The 20,283-nt window shown below is 64.0% G+C and carries 11 protein-coding genes and 1 pseudogene; 8 read left to right on the forward strand and 4 right to left on the reverse strand.

Translation table 11 applies throughout. The annotated features are described in order from the left end of the window. Window positions 1–38 precede the first annotated feature (38 nt). From PSH94_RS25795 to hflK (PSH94_RS25810), 4 genes and pseudogenes are all read right to left on the reverse strand, one after another. Window positions 39–1,924: pseudogene (locus PSH94_RS25795) on the reverse strand (cation-translocating P-type ATPase). After that, entirely contained in the window at window positions 1,921–2,955 is a 1,035-nt protein-coding gene (gene hflK, locus PSH94_RS25800) for a protease modulator HflK (protein ID WP_305436024.1), read from the reverse strand. Before hflK (PSH94_RS25800) ends, PSH94_RS25795 begins: the two are co-directional and overlap by 4 nt. After that, window positions 2,952–3,944 carry a protease modulator HflC gene (gene hflC / locus PSH94_RS25805; protein WP_181077641.1) on the reverse strand — a complete coding sequence of 331 codons (993 nt, stop codon included), beginning with the start codon at window positions 3,942–3,944 and terminating at the stop codon, window positions 2,952–2,954. Before hflC ends, hflK (PSH94_RS25800) begins: the two co-directional genes overlap by 4 nt. A gap of 9 nt (window positions 3,945–3,953) precedes the next feature. Next, window positions 3,954–5,876: a protease modulator HflK gene (gene hflK, locus PSH94_RS25810; RefSeq protein ID WP_305436025.1), complete on the reverse strand. Its 1,923-nt coding sequence runs from the start codon at window positions 5,874–5,876 to the stop codon at window positions 3,954–3,956. Between the two features lie 212 nt (window positions 5,877–6,088). On the opposite strand from hflK (PSH94_RS25810), the gene PSH94_RS25815 reads away from it, so the two are divergent. The 8 genes from PSH94_RS25815 to pbpC all read left to right on the forward strand — a co-directional run bounded on the left by PSH94_RS25815 (window position 6,089) and on the right by pbpC (window position 20,232). Further along, window positions 6,089–6,712: a CDP-alcohol phosphatidyltransferase family protein gene (locus tag PSH94_RS25815; RefSeq protein ID WP_181077586.1), complete on the forward strand. Its 624-nt coding sequence runs from the start codon at window positions 6,089–6,091 to the stop codon at window positions 6,710–6,712. Between the two features lie 11 nt (window positions 6,713–6,723). Then, a complete protein-coding gene (locus PSH94_RS25820) occupies window positions 6,724–8,478 on the forward strand; it encodes a bifunctional alpha/beta hydrolase/class I SAM-dependent methyltransferase (protein ID WP_305436026.1) in 1,755 nt (584 codons plus the stop codon). Between the two features lie 2 nt (window positions 8,479–8,480). Next, window positions 8,481–9,779 carry a phosphatase PAP2/dual specificity phosphatase family protein gene (locus PSH94_RS25825; RefSeq protein WP_305436027.1) on the forward strand — a complete coding sequence of 433 codons (1,299 nt, stop codon included), beginning with the start codon at window positions 8,481–8,483 and terminating at the stop codon, window positions 9,777–9,779. Next, window positions 9,769–10,212 carry a hypothetical protein gene (locus tag PSH94_RS25830; RefSeq protein WP_305436028.1) on the forward strand — a complete coding sequence of 148 codons (444 nt, stop codon included), beginning with the start codon at window positions 9,769–9,771 and terminating at the stop codon, window positions 10,210–10,212. The genes PSH94_RS25825 and PSH94_RS25830 overlap by 11 nt, the downstream gene beginning before the upstream one ends. A gap of 9 nt (window positions 10,213–10,221) precedes the next feature. Beyond that, window positions 10,222–10,842, forward strand: coding sequence for a 1-acyl-sn-glycerol-3-phosphate acyltransferase (locus PSH94_RS25835; RefSeq protein ID WP_253509836.1), 621 nt, complete (start codon window positions 10,222–10,224; stop codon window positions 10,840–10,842). A 1-nt stretch (window position 10,843) separates the two neighbouring features. Further along, entirely contained in the window at window positions 10,844–11,776 is a 933-nt protein-coding gene (locus tag PSH94_RS25840) for a phosphatidate cytidylyltransferase (protein ID WP_017528659.1), read from the forward strand. Between the two features lie 361 nt (window positions 11,777–12,137). Next, complete coding sequence (locus PSH94_RS25845) at window positions 12,138–17,954, forward strand: alpha-2-macroglobulin (protein WP_305436029.1); 5,817 nt, start codon at window positions 12,138–12,140, stop codon at window positions 17,952–17,954. Beyond that, a complete protein-coding gene (gene pbpC, locus PSH94_RS25850; RefSeq protein ID WP_305436030.1) occupies window positions 17,935–20,232 on the forward strand; it encodes a penicillin-binding protein 1C in 2,298 nt (765 codons plus the stop codon). The genes PSH94_RS25845 and pbpC overlap by 20 nt, the downstream gene beginning before the upstream one ends. Window positions 20,233–20,283: the final 51 nt, after the last annotated feature.

The following is a 20,283-nucleotide window of genomic DNA, read 5'->3' on the forward strand; positions in this document are numbered from 1 at the left end:
CATCGGCGTTACAGCCGCTCGCATTTTTTCCTGAAAATTTATTCTTCCGGTTTCAGCAACGGCTCCTGAAACCGCAGCAAGCGCCCGGCATTGCCCAGTACCAATAATGTGCTGAGGTTATGCAACAGCGCCGCAATCATTGCCCCCGCTGCGCCCAACCAGCCGAAGGCCGCGAACGCGACGATGGCCAGCGTCCAGCCCAGGCCGATGATCACATTGACCTGCAGCGTCTGCCGGCACTGGCGACTCAAGCGCACACAGGTGCCCAAGCGACGCAGATCGCTGCCGATCAGTACCACGTCCGCCGAGGCCAGTGCGATATCCGCCCCGCCTGCGCCCATGGCCACGCCGACCACGCCGGCCTTGAGTGCCAGGCTGTCGTTGATGCCATCACCCACCACCATCGGCCGGAAGCCGCTATCGATCTCGGCCAGCACGCGGTTGAGCTTGTCCTCCGGCAGCGCCTGGGCGGCGACATCGCTGATGCCCACTTCCAGCGCCAGGCTGTCAGCGACACTCTGGCGGTCGCCGGTGAGCAGCAATTGACGCCCAAGGCCCAGCTCGCGCAGCTCTTGCAGGGCCTGGCGGGCCTCCGGTTGATGCTGTCGGCCAGTAGCAGCCAGGCGAGGAATTGCCCGTTCAGCGCCAGCCCGGCGATCGGCCCGTCATGGGTCGGCACGGCACTGGTCACGATGCCCAATTGCTCGAACAACTCAGGGCGCCCCAAGGCCGCTTCGCCCTCCTCGGTCTGTGCCACTACCCCAAGGCCCTGGCGTTCGCGGATGTCGGTCAACACCCACATCTGTTCCTGCGTCGCCAACCCCGCCAACGCCCGGCTGACCGGGTGGCTGCTGGCCGAGCCCAGGCTGGCTGCCAAATTCAGCAACACTTGCCGATCAGGCGCAGTGGTTTCGATGGATTGCAGGCGCAGGGTGCCAAAGGTCAGGGTGCCGGTCTTGTCGACCACCAGGGACGTCAGGTCCGCCAACTCCTCTAGAAATGCCGAGCTGCGAATCAAAATCCCATGGCGCGCCGCCACGGCAATGCCGGCAATCGCCGTGGCCGGCGCCGACAACACCAACGCGCACGGGCACGCCGCCACCAGCACGGCGAGCATCGCCTGGGCGTCGTTGGTCACAAACCAGGTAACGGCCGCCAACAGCAGCACCAGCACCATGTAACTGCCCGCATAGCGCTCCAGCAGCCGCGTGATCGGCGGCTTGGAGCGCTCCGCGTTCTGCATCAATGCAATGACTTTGCCCAAGGTCGACTCACTACCGGTACGCGTCACTTCAATACGCAACAAGCCATCTAGATTGATCGCCCCGCCGAACACCTGCACACCGGCGCTGGCCTCCAGCGGTACCGATTCACCAGTGATCGGCGCCGTGTCCAGGCTGGCCTGGCCCGACAGCACCACGCCATCGGCCGGTACCCGGTCACCGGCGCGCACTTCGACGATATCGCCGGTGTTCAGTGTGCCGTTGTCCACTTCCTGAACGCTGCCGTCGGCCTGCACAAGGCGCGCGTGGCTGCGGGTCAGTTTGCCCAGGGCATGGATCGCTTCCTGAGAGCCGATCACACTGCGCTCCTCCAGCACATGGCCGAAGATCATGATGATCGGCAGCAACGCAGCGGTCAGCAGGTCGCCGGTGGCCCAGGCGCCGAGCATGGCCAGGGCGATCAGTTGGTCGGTGATGCCATGCAGGCTGGGAAAACGCAGGCTGTACCAGGCCGAACGCATCACCGGCACCGCCACCAGCAGCGAGGCGACGCCCAGCAGCAGTTGGCTCACACCACTCTGGTCCGGCGCCAGCCAGCGCCACACCAGCCCCAGTACCAACAAGCCCAGGGCCAGCATCGCCAGGGTCAACTGCCAGGCTGCGCTGCGCTGCTCGGCGGAGGTCAGCATCGCTGCGCTCATTGTTCGGCTCCCTGAATGATCAAGCGGGCGTCGTCTTTGGGGTCCACCGTGGTCACGGACCCGGCCTGGCCGAGCACCTTCGGCAAACGCTCGCGGTACAGGCGCAACAGCAGGCCCGGGTCTTTCACCTGCGCCAGGCTGGTCACCGTAGCGGTCTGCGCCTGGGCATTGGCCAGGCGTTCGCTGGCTTGGGCGTGCGCCACTTGCACCAGCCGGTCGGCCTGCTGGGTGGCGGCCTGGGTGAGTTTTTCAGCCTCGGTTCGCGCGTTGGCCACGGCTTTATCAGCCTGCTGACTGGCAGTGAGCACCGCATTGAACGCATTCACCGCCGGCCCCGGCAGGCTCGATTGCACATCCACACGGGTGGCTTCGATGCCCAGGCCCAGCCCGCTGGCGGTCAACTCGGCCAAGCGTTTATTGATGCCTTGCACCAAGTCGCCGCGCAGGCGCTCGCGGCGTTCGGCGCCGCCGTTGTCGCTGCCGATCAGTTCCGGGCGGGCCACCAGGATCGTGTCCAGGTCTCGCGCCGCCGTCAGTGCCACCGCGCTGCGGGTCACCAGGCGATCCAGCGCCGGCAGCACATGGTCGCCCTGCAGCACAAAGGCATAGGGCTCGGTGACTTTGTAGAACACCCGCACATCCAGTTGCACCACGCCGGCATCACCGGTCAGCAGGTACCCGGAACCGGCCAGGGCGTCGCTGAGCGGCGTGGCGAAACTGGCCACCCGGTCGGCCTGGATCGCCGCGTCCGAGCGCAGCAGGCCTTCCACCCGGCGCTCGAGCACACGGTCCGCCGCCGGCAGCAACACCACCTGCTCGAACGGCTGCGGCCAGGCCAGCAACAGCCCGGCATTCTGGACGCGGTCCAGCGCGCCGAAGTGCAATACCACGGCGCGGTTCTGCGGGTCGATCTGGCGCACATTGGAAAACGCCCACGCCAACGCCGCCAGCACCGTCACCGCGTACAGCGCCATGAAGGTCAAGCGCCCGGCCTGGATCCAGGGGCTGTCCGGGCTGTCACGCTCGATCATGGTTGAACATCCTTGGGCCCGTCCACCAGCGCGCGAAACGGCGCTGCGTCGGTGCGCAGGATGATCTTGGTGCCTGGCGTGACTACCGTGCCCAGGGTGTCAAGCGAGCGCAGCAGGTTATACAGCTGCGGATTGCTGGCGTAGGCGCGTCCGTAAATCTGCGCCGCCTCGACCCGCGACTGCGCTTCGATATCGGCGGCCTTGACCGTGGCGTCCGCCTGCACGATCCGCGCGTCACGCTCGGCGGCCGAACGGATCTGCGCCGCTTCGCGCTTGCCGACGGCGGTGCGTTCGGTGGCGATGGTTTCCCGCTCGGCGCGCATGCGGTCGACGGTGGCGGTAAGGGTCACCGACGGCAAGGTCAGCCGTTCGACCCCGACCTGCGCGACGCGCACGCCGTAAGTGGCGAGCAATTGTTGATCGATCTGCTGACGCAACTGCGCCTCGAAGTCGGCGATACGCACCTGGCCGGCGTCGGTATTGACCAGGCTGGACAGGTCGAAGCTGGCGGCGGTGGTTTCCAGCGCCGAGCCGACAAACGTACGAATCTGTCGCGCCGCCTCATCCGGCTGGTTCTGCACCGCGCGCATAAAGCGCTGCACATGCTCGGCGTCGCCCTGCACCTGCCAGGCCACGTAGGCCTGCACGATGATGCGCAGGCCGTCGCGCGTGCCCACATCCTGCAAACCGCTGGAAGTGGTGCGCAGGCGCAGGTCTACCGGGATCGCTGCTTCGAACGGCGCCGGCCAGCGCCAGCCCAGGCCCGGTTCCAGCAACACCCGCGACGGGTTGCCGAACCGGGTGATCACCGTGGCCTCGCCGGAACGCACCTGCACCAGGCTCGCCGCCGCCAGCGCAAACAGCACCAGCAACACGGCCCAGCCCATACGCCGCCAAGGGAACGGGCCGCCGGCGTGCTCCTCGTCATGATGATGGTGGTGATGATGGCCGTGGTGATGACCGTGATCGTGAGAATGAGCGCTCAACAGACAGACTCCTTATTGCACGGCTTTACGCGGCGCCATGGGGTCGGCCGGCAAAGTGAAAGAACGCAGATCGATGGTCGGCGCGCCATCGGCGCCCAGACGGTGATCCAAAATGAGCAGCTTGGCGTGGGCCAGGCCCTGACTGAGCTGGCTGAAATACTGCTCCAGCACAAATGCCCGGCCCGCCGTGGCGTAAGCCTTTTGTTCGGCCTTGAAACGCAGGTCGGCAGCCTGTGCCCCGGCGTTCACTTCACGGGCGCTGGCCTGGGCCTGGTCGCGAGCGCTGCTGGCGCGCAGCAGGGCCTGGTTGGTCTGCTCGCTGGCGGCGCCGCGTTCGCGGGCGATCAGGGCCTGGGCGCCGATCTGTGCGGCTTGCACGGCGTGATAAGCATTGGCGGCGCCGGCCGGTGGGTGGATGGCTTCCACCACCGTGGCGAGAATTTCCACCCCGCTGTCCAGGCGCTGCAAATCTGCCTGCACGGCACGGCCAATTTCATCCGCCAGGCGGGTGCGCTGCTCACCGAGCAGTTCGTCGAGGGTGCGCGAGGCAAAATCGTGCACGAGGATACGGCTGGCGGTGCTGCGGATCAGCATCGGCACGTCCGCGCTGTTGTAGGTGGCGGCGAGCGCGGCCTGATCGCTGAGGCCGATGCGGTAGACGAAACGCACGTCCATATTGACGATTTGGAAGCCCTGAGTGTCGCCACGGCGGCTGGCGATGACCTGGGATTTGTCGTTCACATGACTGGCGTCCCACAGGCGATTGGCGATCAGCGGCGGCGGGCCTTCGGCGGGCGCCAGCGCCGGAGCCGCGGCGTCGCTGGCACTGGTCGCCAGCTCATGCACCACGCCGTTTTCCACTGGCAACACACGCCCTAATGGCCAGGGCAACCCGGTGTGCAGCCCGGGGCCGAACACCTCGACCGGTTTACCGAAGCGCTCATAAATCCCACGGCCTTGCAGCGGGACTTCATGCACGCCGGTCAGCGCCCAACCGATCGCCAGAACCACCACCAGCACCGGCAAAAACGCCCGGCGCATGTAGGTAAACGCCCAGATCTGGCGCAGATCGATACCGAAGCGATTGTGCAATTCATGCTGCAACGCCAGCAACGGGCGCGGCGGCCAACGCAGCAGGCTGGCGATAAAGCTCTGCGCCATCAGGCGCGGCTCCCGCCGTGGCTGGCGCGGGCTGAACAGCGACAGCACGGCCCTGAACAAGAACTCCAGCGCCACCAGCGCCGGCAACAACCCCACGAGGGTCGCCAGACGCAGCGGCCATACCGATGCCTCACCGGCGAACAACAGGCAAACCGCGCTGACCACCAGGCAACTGATCGCCACCCGGCTCAACTGTGCCAACTGCGCGGCTTCGGGCCATTGCGCGGCGGTTTCCTGGGCCAGCCGACGCTCGAACACCAGCACGCCAAACGCCAGGGCCAATGCCAACGCGGCGCCGATGCTGGCGGACTGGCCGACTTGGGCGGCCGGTAACGCCAGGTTCCAAAACTCCGCGACGCTGATCAGCGCCAGCAGAGACCAGCCGCACAGCCACAACACCGGCGTACCGACCTGGGCCAGCAGCCCAGTGCCGAAACGCTCCAGCAACCGTGCAGACCAGCCGCTGGCCGCCCCGCCGGGTTCGACCGACTCAACGGTCGGCTCCAGCGCCTGCGCGCGCCAATCCGCCACCCACCACGCTGATTGCAACCCCGCCACCAGCACCAGCAACGCCGAGGCGCAATTGATCAGCACCACCGGCCAGATCGACAGCGGCGCAAACAGCGCGACAAACAACGCCAGCACCCAGCCGATCACCGCCAGCACCGTCAGGCTGATACCGGCCTGACGCAACCGCCGGGCATGGAACAGCCCCTGCTGAAAACGCGGCAGGCCCTCTACCGAAGCGCCGTCAGCTTCTAGATCCACTTGCATCCCAACACGCCCGCTCGTACACAATTCGTTACGATATAACACACAGCGTGAAATTTTTGTTCGGTAACCCCTGCTTCAAACATTGCCCACCCTTGAGCTTCATTGCAGTCAGGAGCGTGATTAACCCCCCATAAACACACGCTATCGCTGGTGCAGGCCCGGAATAATCGGCACACTCCAGCGGGCTCACGGACAAGGAAGCGTCATCCCCCATGATTTCGATCTATCAGCTCAAACCGCGGTTTCAAAACCTGCTGCGTCCCCTCGTGCAGCGCCTCTACGACAACGGCACCACCGCCAACCAGATCACCGTGCTGGCCGGCATTATTTCGCTGCTCGTCGGCCTGTTGATTGCCGGCTTTGCCCAACACCTGTGGCTGTTTGCGCTGATCCCGGTGTGGATGATCCTGCGCATGGCGCTCAATGCCATCGACGGCATGCTCGCGCGCGAATTCGGCCAGCAATCGCGCCTGGGTGCGTACCTGAATGAGCTGTGCGACGTCATCGCCGACAGCGCCCTGATCCTGCCATTTGCGCTGATCCCCGGCGTCAGCCTGGCGGCGGTGCTGCTGGTGGCGTTACTGGCGGTGTTCAGCGAATACGCTGGCGTGCTCGGGCCGATGGTCGGTGCATCGCGCCGTTACGATGGGCCGATGGGCAAAAGCGACCGGGCCTTCGTACTCGGCGTGCTGGCCACCGGCGTGGCGCTCGGCTGGCTGGGCAGCGGTTGGGTCGACACGCTGATGTGGCTGGTCGCCGCACTGCTGGCCTACACCCTGGTCAACCGCGTGCGCCAAGGCCTCAAAGAAGCTCAAACCACCTCCCCTTCTGCATAAAGGATTCTGCGATGCGCGAACAGCAACAGCACACCTTCAGTACCCATGATGGCGTCGAGCTTTTCTACCGGCACTGGCCGGCCACCGCCCCAGCGGGGGGTGAGCCGCGTAAGGCAATCGTGTTGTTCCATCGCGGGCATGAGCACTCGGGGCGTATCGCGCACCTGGTCGATGAACTCGACCTGCCGCAATTCGACTTCTTCGCCTGGGACGCCCGTGGCCATGGCCAGTCGCCCGGCGACCGCGGTGACAGCCCCAGCTTCGCCACCAGCGCGCGCGACGTGCAGACCTTTTGCGACCACATCGGCGGCGCCTATGGCATTGAGCAAGAGAACTTCGCCGTGGTTGCCCAAAGTGTCGGCGCGGTGATCGCCGCCACCTGGGTACACGATTACGCGCCGAAAATCCGCGCGCTGGTGCTCGCTTCCCCGGCGTTCAAGGTCAAGCTGTATGTGCCGTTCGCACGAACTGGCCTGGCCTTGATGCGCAAGTTTCGCGGCAACTTTTTCGTCAACAGCTACGTCAAGGCCAAGTTCCTCAGCCACGACCCGGAGCGCGTGGCGTCCTACGACAGCGATCCGCTGATCACCAAGGCGATTTCGGTGAATGTGCTGCTGGGCCTGTACGAAGCCGCCGACCGGGTGGTCGCAGACGCCCAGGCGATCCAGGTGCCGACCCAGCTCTTGGTGTCCGGCGCTGACTTTGTGGTGCATCGCAAACCGCAACAGCAGTTTTTCGACCGCCTGGGCAGCCTGAAAAAAGAACTGCACATCCTGCCCGGGTTCTTCCATGACACCCTCGGCGAACGCGACCGTGCGGTGGCGGTAAGCAGCGCCCGGCGCTTTATCCTGCAGAATTTCGAGCACCCGCTGGACCGCGCCTCGCTGCTGGACGCCGACAAACTGGGCGCCACGTGCGCCGAGTCCGAATCCCTGGCCGCGCCGCTGCCGCACAATTCCCCACGCGACCTGTACTGGCGCATGACCCGTGCGAGCATGGGCCGGGGCAAGAACCTGTCCGAAGGCGTCAAACTGGGTTTCGATACCGGTTTCGACTCCGGCAGCACCCTGGATTATGTGTACCGCAACACTCCCACGGGCAAAGGCGCCCTGGGGCGCATGATCGACGCCAACTACCTCAATTCCATCGGCTGGCGCGGCATTCGCCAGCGCAAGTTGAACGTCGAAGAACTGCTGCGCCTGGCCATGGCCCGGTTGCGCGATGAACAGCGCGAGGTGCGCATCGTTGACATCGCCGCCGGCCATGGCCGTTACATTCTGGAGGCTTTGCAGGGTGTATCGCCGCTGCCGGAATCGATCCTGCTGCGCGACTACAGCGACATCAACGTGCGCGACGGTGGCGCATTGATCCGCGAAAAAGGCCTGGGGGATATCGCGCAATTCGTGAAAGGCGACGCGTTCGACCGCCTGGATTTGGCGGCGCTGACCCCTGAGCCGACCCTGGCGGTGGTGTCCGGGCTGTACGAATTGTTCGCCGACAACGGTATGGTCGGTGGCTCGCTGGCCGGTCTGGCCGAGGCAGTGGAGCCTGGCGGTTATCTGGTCTACACCGGCCAGCCATGGCACCCGCAGCTGGAGCTGATTGCTCGTGCGCTGACCAGCCATCGCCAGGGTCAGGCGTGGGTGATGCGCCGTCGCAGCCAGGCGGAAATGGACCAGTTGGTGGAAGCCGCCGGGTTCCGCAAGATCACCCAGCGCGTGGATGAATGGGGCATTTTCACCGTGTCCCTGGCACAGAAGATCTGACCATGCGCGAACCCGGCCTGTTAAAGCCTGCGGTCCTGTGGCTGCTGCTACTGGCGCCGCTGTTTTTCAGCACCTACGGCTTTGCCACCTGGGTCACCAGCCAGCGCAGCGATGTGGGTACGCTGGTATTCGACTGGGAAAGCCATACGCCGTTCTGGGCCTGGACCATCGTGCCCTACTGGTCCATTGACCTGCTGTATGGCTTCTCCCTGCTGCTGCCCAACAGCCGCCATGAACTCAAACAACATGCCCTGCGCCTGCTGTCCGCCCAGATCATCGCCGTGAGCTGCTTTTTGATCTGGCCGCTGCGCTTCACGTTCGAGCGGCCGGAACTGGACGGCGTATTCGGCTGGCTATTTGCCGTGCTGGCTGGCTTCGACAAGCCGTTCAACCAAGCGCCTTCGCTGCATATCGCCCTGCTGGTGATCCTGTGGGTGATGTACCAGCGCCACACCCAAGGGGCGTGGCGCTGGGTGGTACATGGCTGGTTCGCCTTGATCGGTATTTCGGTACTGACCACTTATCAACATCACTTTATTGACTTACCCACAGGCGCCCTCGCCGGCTGGCTGTGCGTATGGCTGTGGCCGGTGGAACATCCCAGCCCGCTGTTGAATGCACGTTTGGCTCGCGACCCGAAACGTTGGCGGCTGGGGTTGCGCTACGGCTTGGGGGCCTTGGCCCTGGCGACAGCGGCCTTGAAGCTGGATGGCGGCTGGCTATGGCTGCTTTGGCCAGCCGTGTCGCTGGGGTTGGTCAGTGCCAATTACGCCGTGCTGGGCGCTGTGGGGTTTCAGAAGCGCAGCGATGGCCGACTGACGCCAGCCGCGCGCTGGCTGTATGCGCCTTATCTGGCGGCGGCGTGGATAAATTCACGGCTATGGACACGCAAGCATCCACAGCCGGATCTGATTGTGGATAACGTCTGGCTCGGGCGAATACCCACGACGAGCGAGCAAACGTCTTTCAAGGCCATCGTCGACCTCTGCGCTGAGTTACCGATTTATCCACAGGGCCGGGCGTATCAATGCATCGCCGTCCTGGACCTGACTGCGCCCACACCCGCCGAATGCCTGCAGGCGGCCCAGGCCATTGAGCGCCTGCGCATCGAAGGTCCGCTGCTGGTGTGCTGTGCCCTGGGTTATTCGCGCAGTGCCACCGCTGTTGCGGCCTGGCTGCTGCACAGCGGCCGCGCCGCCACGGTAGATAAAGCACTGGCTATGATTGGTACAGCGCGGACCGAGGTGGTCCTGCACCCCGCTCATCGTTCAGCCCTTGAGGGTTTGGCCCATGCCCGCTGATATGGAACTTCAGGTCGTCGCCAGCCTGCTGCGCCGCGGCCGCTCCCTGGATCAGTTATCCACAGGCCTGACGCTGGTCGGGGTGTTATTCGGCCTGGCACAGCTGTTGATGGCCAGCGTTTCGCCCATCTGCCTGCTGCTCAGCCTGTGGATGATTCTGCTCGGGCTGCTGCAGAAGTACTGGGCGCTGCGGGTGGCCTTCGACGCCGACCTGTTCGACCTCCTGGCCCGCGACACCGAGCGCACCGCCGACCTCGACCAGGCTCTGCAGACTCTGGGCCTGCAATCGCCCAAGCGTGCCGGCCGGCCCTGGACCGAACGGCGTCGCGGCGCCCTCAAACTGCTGCGCAAACAAGCCTGGCTGCTGGGCGCTCAAACCCTGCTGACCCTGGCCGTGATCCTCGCCAGCCCTTGGCTGCCTTTCGCCGGATAAGGAACCCCCATGTTCGAACCTGTGGTAGCCACCCTGATTACCTCCATGGCCCGCACTGTCACGGGCGCTCGCAGCCTGTGGCTGGGTTGCGCGCCGGTGCCGGTGCAGCGCATCTATTTCGCCAACCACAGCAGCCACGGCGACTTCGTGCTCCTGTGGGCCTCGCTGCCGCAGAACCTGCGCAAGTTCACGCGCCCGGTGGCCGGCAGCGATTACTGGAATAAAAGCGCCCTGCGCCGCTACATCATCAACCGCGTGTTCAACGGGGTGCTGATTGATCGTGAGCGCAAAGAGCCTGTGGATAACCCTCTGCAACCGATGCTGGCGGCGCTGGAAGGTGGCGACTCGCTGATCATCTTCCCGGAAGGCACGCGCAATCTGGAGGACGGCTTGCTACCGTTCAAAAGCGGTTTGTATCACCTGGCGAAAAGTTACCCACAGGCCGAGCTGATCCCGGTGTGGATCGCCAACCTCAATCGGGTCATGCCCAAGGGCCGCGTCCTGCCGCTGCCCCTGCTGTGCACCACCAGCTTCGGTGCCCCCCTGCAACTGCAAGACGGCGAAGACAAGGCGCTGTTCCTCGCCCGCACCCGCGATGCCCTGCTCGCCCTTGCCCCGGAGCACTGCTGAGATGGATAGCCAAACCCTGATGTTGTTCGGCGGGATCGGCGCGATCCTGGTCCTGGCCTCGCTGATCGGCCTGATTCTCAAACTGCGCACCCGTGGCACGCCAAACGCGGTGATCGACAACCTCAACGCGCGCATCAACGCCTGGTGGGTCATGGTGGTGGTGATCGGTATCGCCTTCTGGCTCGGCACCGGCGCGGTAATCCTGCTGTTTTATGCGGTGTCGTTCTACGCCTTGCGCGAATTCCTCACCCTCACCCCCACCCGCCGCAGCGACTACCCGGCCCTGGTGGCCGCGTTCTACCTGGCCCTGCCGCTGCAATACCTGCTGATTTACTCGGACTGGTACGGGTTGTTCTCGATTTTTATCCCGGTGTACGTGTTCCTGCTGCTGCCGATCCTCGCGTCGTTAGGCGGCGACAGCACGCACTTCCTGGAGCGCGCCTCCAAAGTGCAATGGGGCCTGATGATCGCGGTGTTCTGCGTGTCGTTCGTACCCGCACTGCTGACACTGGACATTCCCGGCTACGAAGGCCGCAACCTGCTGCTGATCGCCTACCTGGTGATCGTGGTGCAGTTGTCGGACGTGCTGCAATACGTGTGCGGCAAGCTGTTCGGCAAACATAAGATCGCGCCGAACCTGTCGCCGTCCAAAACCGTGGAAGGCTTCGTCGGCGGGATTCTGCTGTCATCCCTGATCGGCGCGGCGTTGTGGTGGACCACGCCGTTCAATCCGTGGCAGTCGTTTTTGATTGCGCTGCTGATCAACCTGCTCGGCTTCGCTGGCGGCATCGTCATGTCGGCGATCAAGCGTGACCGGGGGGTGAAGGACTGGGGACATATGATCGAAGGGCACGGCGGCATGCTGGATCGGCTGGATTCGGTGTGTTTCGCGGCCCCCATTTTCTTCCACCTCGTACGCTACTGGTGGACCTGACCCCCGCAAGCCGAACGAAGATCAAATTGTGGGAGGGGGCTCGCTGTGGTGAGCAGGCCTGCCCTGCACTGAGCTGCGAAGCGGCCCCTTCAAAGATCGTTCCCACGCTCTGCGTGGGAATGCAGCCCGTGACGCTCTGCGTCACCTGTGCGCAATAGTCAGAACTTGCAGCGCTTGGCGGCACGCGGAGCGTCCCAGGCGGCACTCCCACTCAGAGCGTGGGGACGATCAGGTCGACCGCTCGCTGGAATGCATAAGCGTTCACTAACCCCGTAAACATCCTCGCGTGCGGCGTATCGGCGACATCTTTTGTATCAAAGACGCGTGTAAGATACGCCGCACTTAGCCAGGGATGCCCATCATGTTCGATTCGCTCAAAGCCATCAGCCGTCGTGTTGTCGGTGTGTTTCTGACCGTGGTGGGCGCCGTTTTCGGTCGCTGGCAGCCGCCGCTGTGGCTGCATGCTGTCGGCCGTGGCGTGACGAACCTGGGGGGCAAAGCGCGCGCGTACCCACGCCAGACCGCTGCCGGTGTGCTCGGCCTTGTGCTGCTCGCCGCTGCCGGGTTCTACGGCTGGCACTGGTATTCCCACCTGCCGCAGCCGCACACCGCGAGTTATTCGCTGCACAAACCGAACCTGACCGACTACACCCAGCAAACACCGGTTGTGGATAACTTGCAGGTGCGTTTCGGCGAATCCGTGGCGCCGCTGTCGGCGATCGGCAAGCCGGTGACCGAGGGCATCACTCTTAAACCCGAGGTTGCCGGCAGCTGGCGCTGGGCGGATGACCGCACCCTGGTATTCGTACCGGAAAAAGACTGGCCCATCGACGCCCATTACACCCTGGACCTGGCAAAGAAAAACCTGCTGGCCGACGGTGTATTGCTCGACCAATACAGCGCGCAATTTTCCACCCAGCCATTGCGCGTCACCCTGGGACAAAACGAGTTGTATCAAGACCCGTCCAACCCGACGCTGAAACAGCTGCTAGCCACCTTCCACTTTTCCCACCCAGTGGATGAAGACAGCCTGCGCAAGCGTGTGTCGGTCATTCTCGGCAAAGGCCTGACGTACCGTGATGCGCAGTTGCCCAACCGCCCGGAAATCACCTTCGACGAGCATAAACTCAACGCCTACGTGCGCTCCGCCGCCCTGGCCACGCCGCTGGAAAGTACGCCCGTCAGCGCTAAGTTGGATGAAGGCATCAAGGCCCGCGACGGTGGCAACGCCAGCACTGCACCGCTGGTAGCGGAAGTGACCGTGCCCGGGCGTTATCGCCTGACGTTCACCGGCGCCGAAGTGAGCTTTGTGGATAACGCACGCGGCGAGCCCGAGCCGGTGTTGATGTTCAGCAGCTCCAGCGCCGTAGCCGATGACACCATCGCCGGTAAGGTGCAGGCCTGGCTGTTGCCCGAAAAAGCCGAGGACGACACCCGTCCCTATAACACTAACGAGATCGATGACGCCTTGTTGGCCCGCAGCACCAAGGTCACGCTGACCCACGTGCCCAGCGTCGAACCGCTGAATACCCTGCACGCCTTCAAGTTCAAGGCCCCGGCCGGCCGCGCGCTGTATGTGCGCGTACCCGCCAACCTGGAAGCCATCGGCGGCTATCTGGCGAAGAATCCTACGGCGTCGCTGGTGAGCATGCCGGCGTATCCACGCACATTGCAGTTCTTGTCTGATGGCGCATTGCTCAGCCTCAATGGCGAAAAACGCCTGGGCTTCATGGCCCGTGGCGTGCCTGGCGCGCATGTGGAAATTGCGCGCCTGCTGCCTAATCAGTTGCAGCATCTGGTGGACCAGAGCAGCGGCAGCTTCGCCCGCCCCAACTTTGGTAACGAATACTTCGATCGTATGGTCGAGCGTCAGTCACTGGACATTGCGCTGTCGTCCAACGACCCGGCGAAAACCGTCTACGACAATGTGGACCTGAGCCACTACCTCACCGCCAATGGCGGCCGCCGCGGTATTTTTGTGCTCAAGCTCAGCCCCCAGGACGAACAGGCCGAACGCACCTTCGACTACGACCGCAGCGGCACCAGCGACCTGCGGTTTATCGTGGTGACCGACCTGGGCATCATCGCCAAGCGTTCCAGCGATGGCAGCCATGATGTCTATGTGCAGTCCATCGGCAACGGTTCACCGGTGGCTGACGCGCAGGTCGACATCATCGGCCGCAACGGTCTGCCGGTCGCCAGTGGCCACTCGGATGCCGAAGGCCACGCGCATTTCGCCAAGCTCGATGAACTGCGCCGTGAGAAAACGCCGCTCATGTATGTGGTCACTCGCGGTAATGACCAGTCGTTTCTGCCCATTGCCCGTCAGTCCCAGCAACTGGATTTGTCGCGCTTCGACGTAGGCGGTTTGGAGGAAGACGGCGCGATTGATCGTCTCAGCGCCTACCTGTTCACTGACCGTGGCCTGTACCGGCCCGGCGAAACCGCGCATTTGGGCATGATCGTGCGCAGCGGCAACTGGAAGGGCGCACTGCAAGGCCTGCCGGTGGAACTGCAAATCACCGACCCACGCGGCCTGGAAGTGATTCGCCAGCCGCTGAAACTGTCCGCCAGCGGTTTTGAGAGTTTTGATTTCCCCAGCAGCGAAGTCGCGCCCGCCGGGGATTACACCGCGACCTTGCAGCTGATCGGCCAGAAACAGACGCGCACCGACCTGGGCAGTGTCAGCTTCAAGGTGCGTGACTTCGAACCGGACCGCATGAAGGTCAGCCTGAGCCTGCACGACACCCCGGTGGCGGGTTGGATCGCGCCTGACCAAGTGGTGGCCAAGGTCACCGCCATGCACCTGTTCGGCGCGCCGGCGGCGGACCGTCGTGTCACCGGCAAGATGTCCCTGAGCCCGACCCTGGCGGCCTTCGACCGCTACCCCGATTATCGCTTCCGCCTCAACGATGCCCTGCAAGATGCTAGCACGGAAGACCTGGCCGAAAGCACCCTCGACGATAACGGCCAGGCCGTGCTCGACCTTAACCTGCAACGCTTCGCCAACAGCACTTACCGCCTGCAAGTGATGACCCAGGTGTATGAAGCCGAGGGCGGCCGTAACGTGGCCGCGCAAAGTGCTTTGCTTGTGTCGTCCGCGCCCTACCTGGTGGGTGTGAAAAGTCAGGATTCGCTGTCGTACGTCGCCAAGGATGCGCCACGCCAGGTGCAATGGCTGGCCGTGGCACCGGACCTCACGCCGCTGGCGGTAGATGGCCTGACCAGTGAAGTGGTGGAACACCGCTATGTCTCGGTGCTGGTGAAACAGTCCAACGGCACGTACAAGTACGAGTCGCGCATCAAGAACATCAGCCAACCGGCCTCACCGCTGGCGATGACCAAGGACGGCGCCAGGCAGACACTGAACACCGCGACGCCGGGAGATTTCACCCTGCAGGTCAAGGATGCCAACGGTAACCTGCTCAACCAGATCGACTACAGCGTGGCCGGGCACGGCAATACCTCGCGCTCCCTGGAGCGTAACGCCGAGCTGCAATTGCGCCTGGATAAATCCAGCTACGCCACCGGTGACGAGATCGCCATCAGCCTGCGGGCGCCGTATACCGGCGCGGGCCTGATCACCATCGAACGCGACAAGGTCTACACCCAACAGTGGTTCAAGGCCGACAGCACCACCAGCGTGCAACATATCCGCGTACCGGCAGGGCTTGAGGGCAATGCCTACGTTAACGTGCAATTCGTACGCGATATGGGCTCGCCGGAGGTGTACATGAGCCCGCTGTCCTACGGTGTTGTGCCGTTCAGCATCAACTTGGATGCACGACGCATGGCGCTGAAGGTGGAAGGCCCGGCGAAGATCGAGCCGGGGCAGACCCTGGATATCAAGGTCACCGCCGACCGTCCGGGCCGTGCGGTGGTGTACGCGGTGGACGAAGGCATCCTGCAGGTGGCGCGTTATCAGACGCCGGACCCATTGGGTTTCTTCTTCCAGAAGCGCGCGTTGGAGGTCGGCACCAGTCAGATCCTTGACCTGATCCTGCCGGAATTCAGCCGTCTGCTCAGTGGGGCCGCGCCCGGCGGCGATACCGAAGGCGCCCTGGCGAACCATCTCAACCCGTTCAAGCGCAAACATCAGCCACCGGTGGCCTGGTGGTCGGGTCTGGTGGACCTGCCTGCCGGCGAAACCGTGCTGCACTATCAAGTGCCGGACAGCTTCAACGGCAAACTGCACCTGTTTGCGGTGTCGGTGGACAGCGACAGCGTCGGCGTGAGCGAGACCAACACCGACGTGCGCGGGCCGCTGGTCATCACACCGAACGTGCCGGCCTTTGTGGCACCGGGCGATGTGTTCAACGTGAGTGCCGGGGTCTTCAGTAACCTGGAGGCGGCGGCGGACGTGAAGTTTGAACTGCAGACCAGCACTGGTCTGGTGGTACAGGGCGACAAGGCCAGCACGCTGGCCCTGCAACCGCGCAAAGAAGGCACTGCGCAGTTCAGGATCAAAGTGGGCGAAACCCTGGGTTCGGCAGACCTGCGCTTTGTCGCGGTGCTGCCGGACGGCAAACGTATTCAAGTGGCCGAGACCACGTCGATCCGTCCTCTGAGTGAGCATCGCGTGGCCCTGAGCCTGGGACGCTTCGACAGCGCCAGCAAAGAACTCAAACCCACCCGTGAGCTATTCGGCCAACTGCGCGACGTACAGCTGGGCGTGGCTGCTTCGCCGCTGGTATGGGCCAACGGCCTCAAGCATTACTTGGATGACTACGGCTATGCCTGCACCGAACAATTGGTGTCCAAGGCCATGCCGGCGTTGATTTGGGGGGGCACGGCACCGGAGGCCGAGCAAGCCTTCGGCAGTGCGGTACGCATGCTGCGCCAGCGCCAGAACCAGGCCGGTGGCTTCGGCTTGTGGGCTGCCAACCCCGACGTGGCGCCGTACGCCAGCCTATACGCCACCGACTTCCTGATCGAAGCCAAAGAGCACGGGCTGCCGGTACCGGAAGACCTGTTGGTACGCTCGAATGCTTATCTGACAGACCTGGCCAACGGTCCTAGCGAAGGCCTGTCGGAATTGCGCAATCGCGCCTACGCCAGTTACCTGTTGAGCCGTCAGGGGATTCTGGTCAGCGGCGCCTTGAGCGATATCCGCGAACGTTACGAAAGCTACTTCAAGGACACCTGGCAGAACGACCTGGGCGCAGCTTACCTGGCCGCCAGCTACAAGTTGCTCAAGCAGGATCGGCAGGCCGATGCCTTGTTCCGCAAGATCCCATGGCGCACCCTTGTGGATAAGTGGGACAGCGACGGCCTGTACTACGACCCGCTGGTGCACGATGCCGAACACTTGCACCTGCTGGCGCGCCACTTCCCTGAACTGATGGACGATGTGCCCACGGCACTGCTGGATAAGCTCGGCAAGCGGCTCAATGAGCAGCGCTATAACTCGCTGTCGGCGGCCCTGCTGCTGCGCGCCCTGGACAACTACGGCCAGCGCGCCCAAAGCGACATGACTCTCAAGGCCACCGCGTGGTTGAGCGACAAGCAGCAACAACTGCTGGACATGGCCGGCCAGCCGCCGCGTGCTGCCGTACCGGCCGCCACTAAGAAGCTGGTGATGGAGAAGTCCGACGGCCCGGCGGCGTTCTATATGCTCAGCGAAGCCGGTTTCGACAAGGGTGCCAAGCTCAAGCCAATCAACAATGGCCTGGAAATCATCCACGAGTACCTCGACCTCAAAGGCGAACCGCTGAGCACAGTGGCGGTGGGCGAAGAGTTCCTGGTGCGCCTGCGTCTGCGCGCCACCGACCGCGACCAGGTGCAGCAGGTGGCGGTAGTCGACCTGCTGCCCGGCGGTGTCGAGCCTGTGTATAACGTGGCGCCGGAGCCGGAAGCGGCGAGCACCGAGGACAGTGAAGGCGAAGGCGACGACGCCGAGTACGTGGAGTCCAGTGAAGACAGCCAAGAGGCCGACACCTGGCAGGCGCCCATCGGTGAAACCGAGCTGAGCAACTGGCAGCCGGATTACGTGGATGTGCGTGATGATCGGGTGGTGCTGTACGGCACTGCGCTGCGTGACGCAGGCACCTTCGTGTACCGCGTACGCGCCACCAACGCGGGCACCTTCAACACGCCACCGGCCTACGCCGAAGGCATGTACGAAACCACCCTGCAAGGGCGCGGCAAAGTAGGCCAGCTTGAAATCACCCAGCCTTAAACGCCTGGCGCCGCTGCTGGCAGCGGCGGCGCTCCTGGCGGGGCTGCGGCTGTGGCCCCATGCTTCGTTGGAACAGGCCGTCACCTCATCACGGGTGGTGCTGGCCGATGACGGCTCGTTGCTGCGCATGACCCTGGCGGATGACGGCCAATATCGCCTGTGGCTGCCGCTGGAGCGCATGTCGCCGTCACTGATCGACGCCTTGTTGCTCAAGGAAGACCGCAATTTCTACTGGCATCCGGGGGTCAATCCGGCGGCATTGCTGCGTGCGGCCATGGCCACCTACAGCGGCGGCCAGCGTCAGGGCGGATCGACCTTGAGCATGCAACTGGCGCGGCGCCTGTGGGATCTGAACACCCGCCAGGTGCCGGGCAAAGTGCAGCAAATAGCCTTGGCGCTGTGGCTGGAGGCGCGCTACAGCAAGCACGAGATTCTTGAGGCTTACCTCAACCTGGCGCCCATGGGCGGCAATATCGAAGGCGCCGAAGCGGCGAGCCGCATCTACTTCGGCAAGGCTGCGGCAACGCTGTCATTGTCAGAAGCACTGGCCCTGGCGGTCATCCCCCAGCAACCCGGGCGACGGGCGCGTTTCGGGCCGTCGCTGCAGAACGCCCGGCTGCGCTTGATGGCCGACTGGCGCAACACTTATCCACAAGACCCGCGCAATGACAGTCTGCTCGACCTGCCCCTTGAAGCACGCAACCGCCAGCAGATCCCGTTTCTGGCGCCGCACCTGAGCGAACAGCTGCTGGCCTCCCAGACCGGCACGCAAATCAACAGCACTCTCAACCTGCCGCTTCAGCAATTGCTTGAACGTTTGATCAGCGGTTTTATCGCCGAGCGCCGCAGCACGGGTGTGGAAAACGCAACGGCCATCCTGATCGACAGCCGCGACCAGAGCGTCAAGGCGTTGGTGGGCTCGGCGGATTACTTATCCACAGGCATCCACGGCCAGGTCAACGGCGTGTTGTCCCGACGCTCGCCGGGGTCGACGCTCAAGCCCTTTCTGTACGGGCTGGCGCTGGACCAGGGGATTATCCATCCCATGAGTATCCTCAAGGATTTGCCCAGTAACTTCGGCTACTTCCAGCCGGAAAATTTCGACGGCAGTTTTGTCGGCCCGCTGACGGCGCGGGACGCTTTGATCCGTAGTCGCAATATCCCGGCGGTGTGGCTGGCCAGCCAGGTCAAGTCGCCGTCGTTGTATGGTTTGTTGCAACGCGCCGGCATCAAGGGCCTGCGCGATGAGAGCCACTATGGCCTGGCCCTGGCCCTTGGCGGCGGTGAGATGACCCCGGAGGAGCTGGCGCGTCTATACGTAATGCTGGCGGGCGACGGGCATCTGCGACCGTTGCGCTATGTGCAGGAACAACCGCCATCCATAGGCGTGCAATTGCTCACCCCTCAGGCCGCTTTCATGGTGCGCGACATGCTGCGCCGCAACCCGCGTCCGGATGGCCTGCCCGCGCACCATTGGCGCACCGCGTGGAAAACCGGCACGTCCTGGGGCTTTCATGATGCATGGAGCGCCGGCCTGGTGGGCCCGTATGTGCTGGTGGTGTGGGTGGGTAACTTCGACGGGCGCCCCAACCCTGCATTTATCGGTGCCAAGACCGCCGCGCCGCTGTTCTTCCGTATCGCCGACGCCCTGCCATTGGCTTTGCCGAACGTCGTCATCAAGGCCGACAAGCCACCTGCCGGACTGGTGCGCATCGACGTCTGCGCCGCCTCCGGCGACCTGCCCAACCGCTGGTGCCCGCAAACCCGAAAGACCTGGTACATCCCTGGCGTCTCACCGATTCGCGTGTCCAACCTGCACCGCCCGGTGCTGATCGACACCCGCACCGGCAAAGCGGCCTGCCCACCGTTCGATCCGCAATACACCCGCGAGGAAGTCTTCGAGTTCTGGCCCAGCGACGTACAACGCCTGTACCGCGCCGCCGGCCTGCCGCGCCGTACACCGCCCAATGTGATGAAAAACTGCCAGCCCAACCGCATCAGCGACCAGAGCGAAGCGCCGCAGATTCGTTCGCCGTTGACCCAAGTAAGCTACCAACTACGCCTGTCCCAGCCCCAGGAAAGCATCCCGCTGAACGCGAACGCGGCCAGCGATGCGGTGACCCTGTACTGGTTTGCTGACCAAACCTTGATCGGCCAGGGCTCGCCACAGGCCACGCTGAATTGGCGACCGGGGAAGTCGGGGGAGTACCGGTTGCGGGTCAGCGACGATCAGGGGCGCAGTGCGAGTCGGGGGTTGCGGGTGGAGTTTGTGCCTTAGGGAGGGTTGGCAGTGGAGACCCGAACGGGCGGGTCCCCGGGAAGCGGCGGA

The organism is Pseudomonas sp. FP2254 (assembly GCF_030687695.1).
In the GTDB taxonomy this organism is placed as follows: Bacteria; Pseudomonadota; Gammaproteobacteria; order Pseudomonadales; family Pseudomonadaceae; genus Aquipseudomonas; species Aquipseudomonas quebecensis.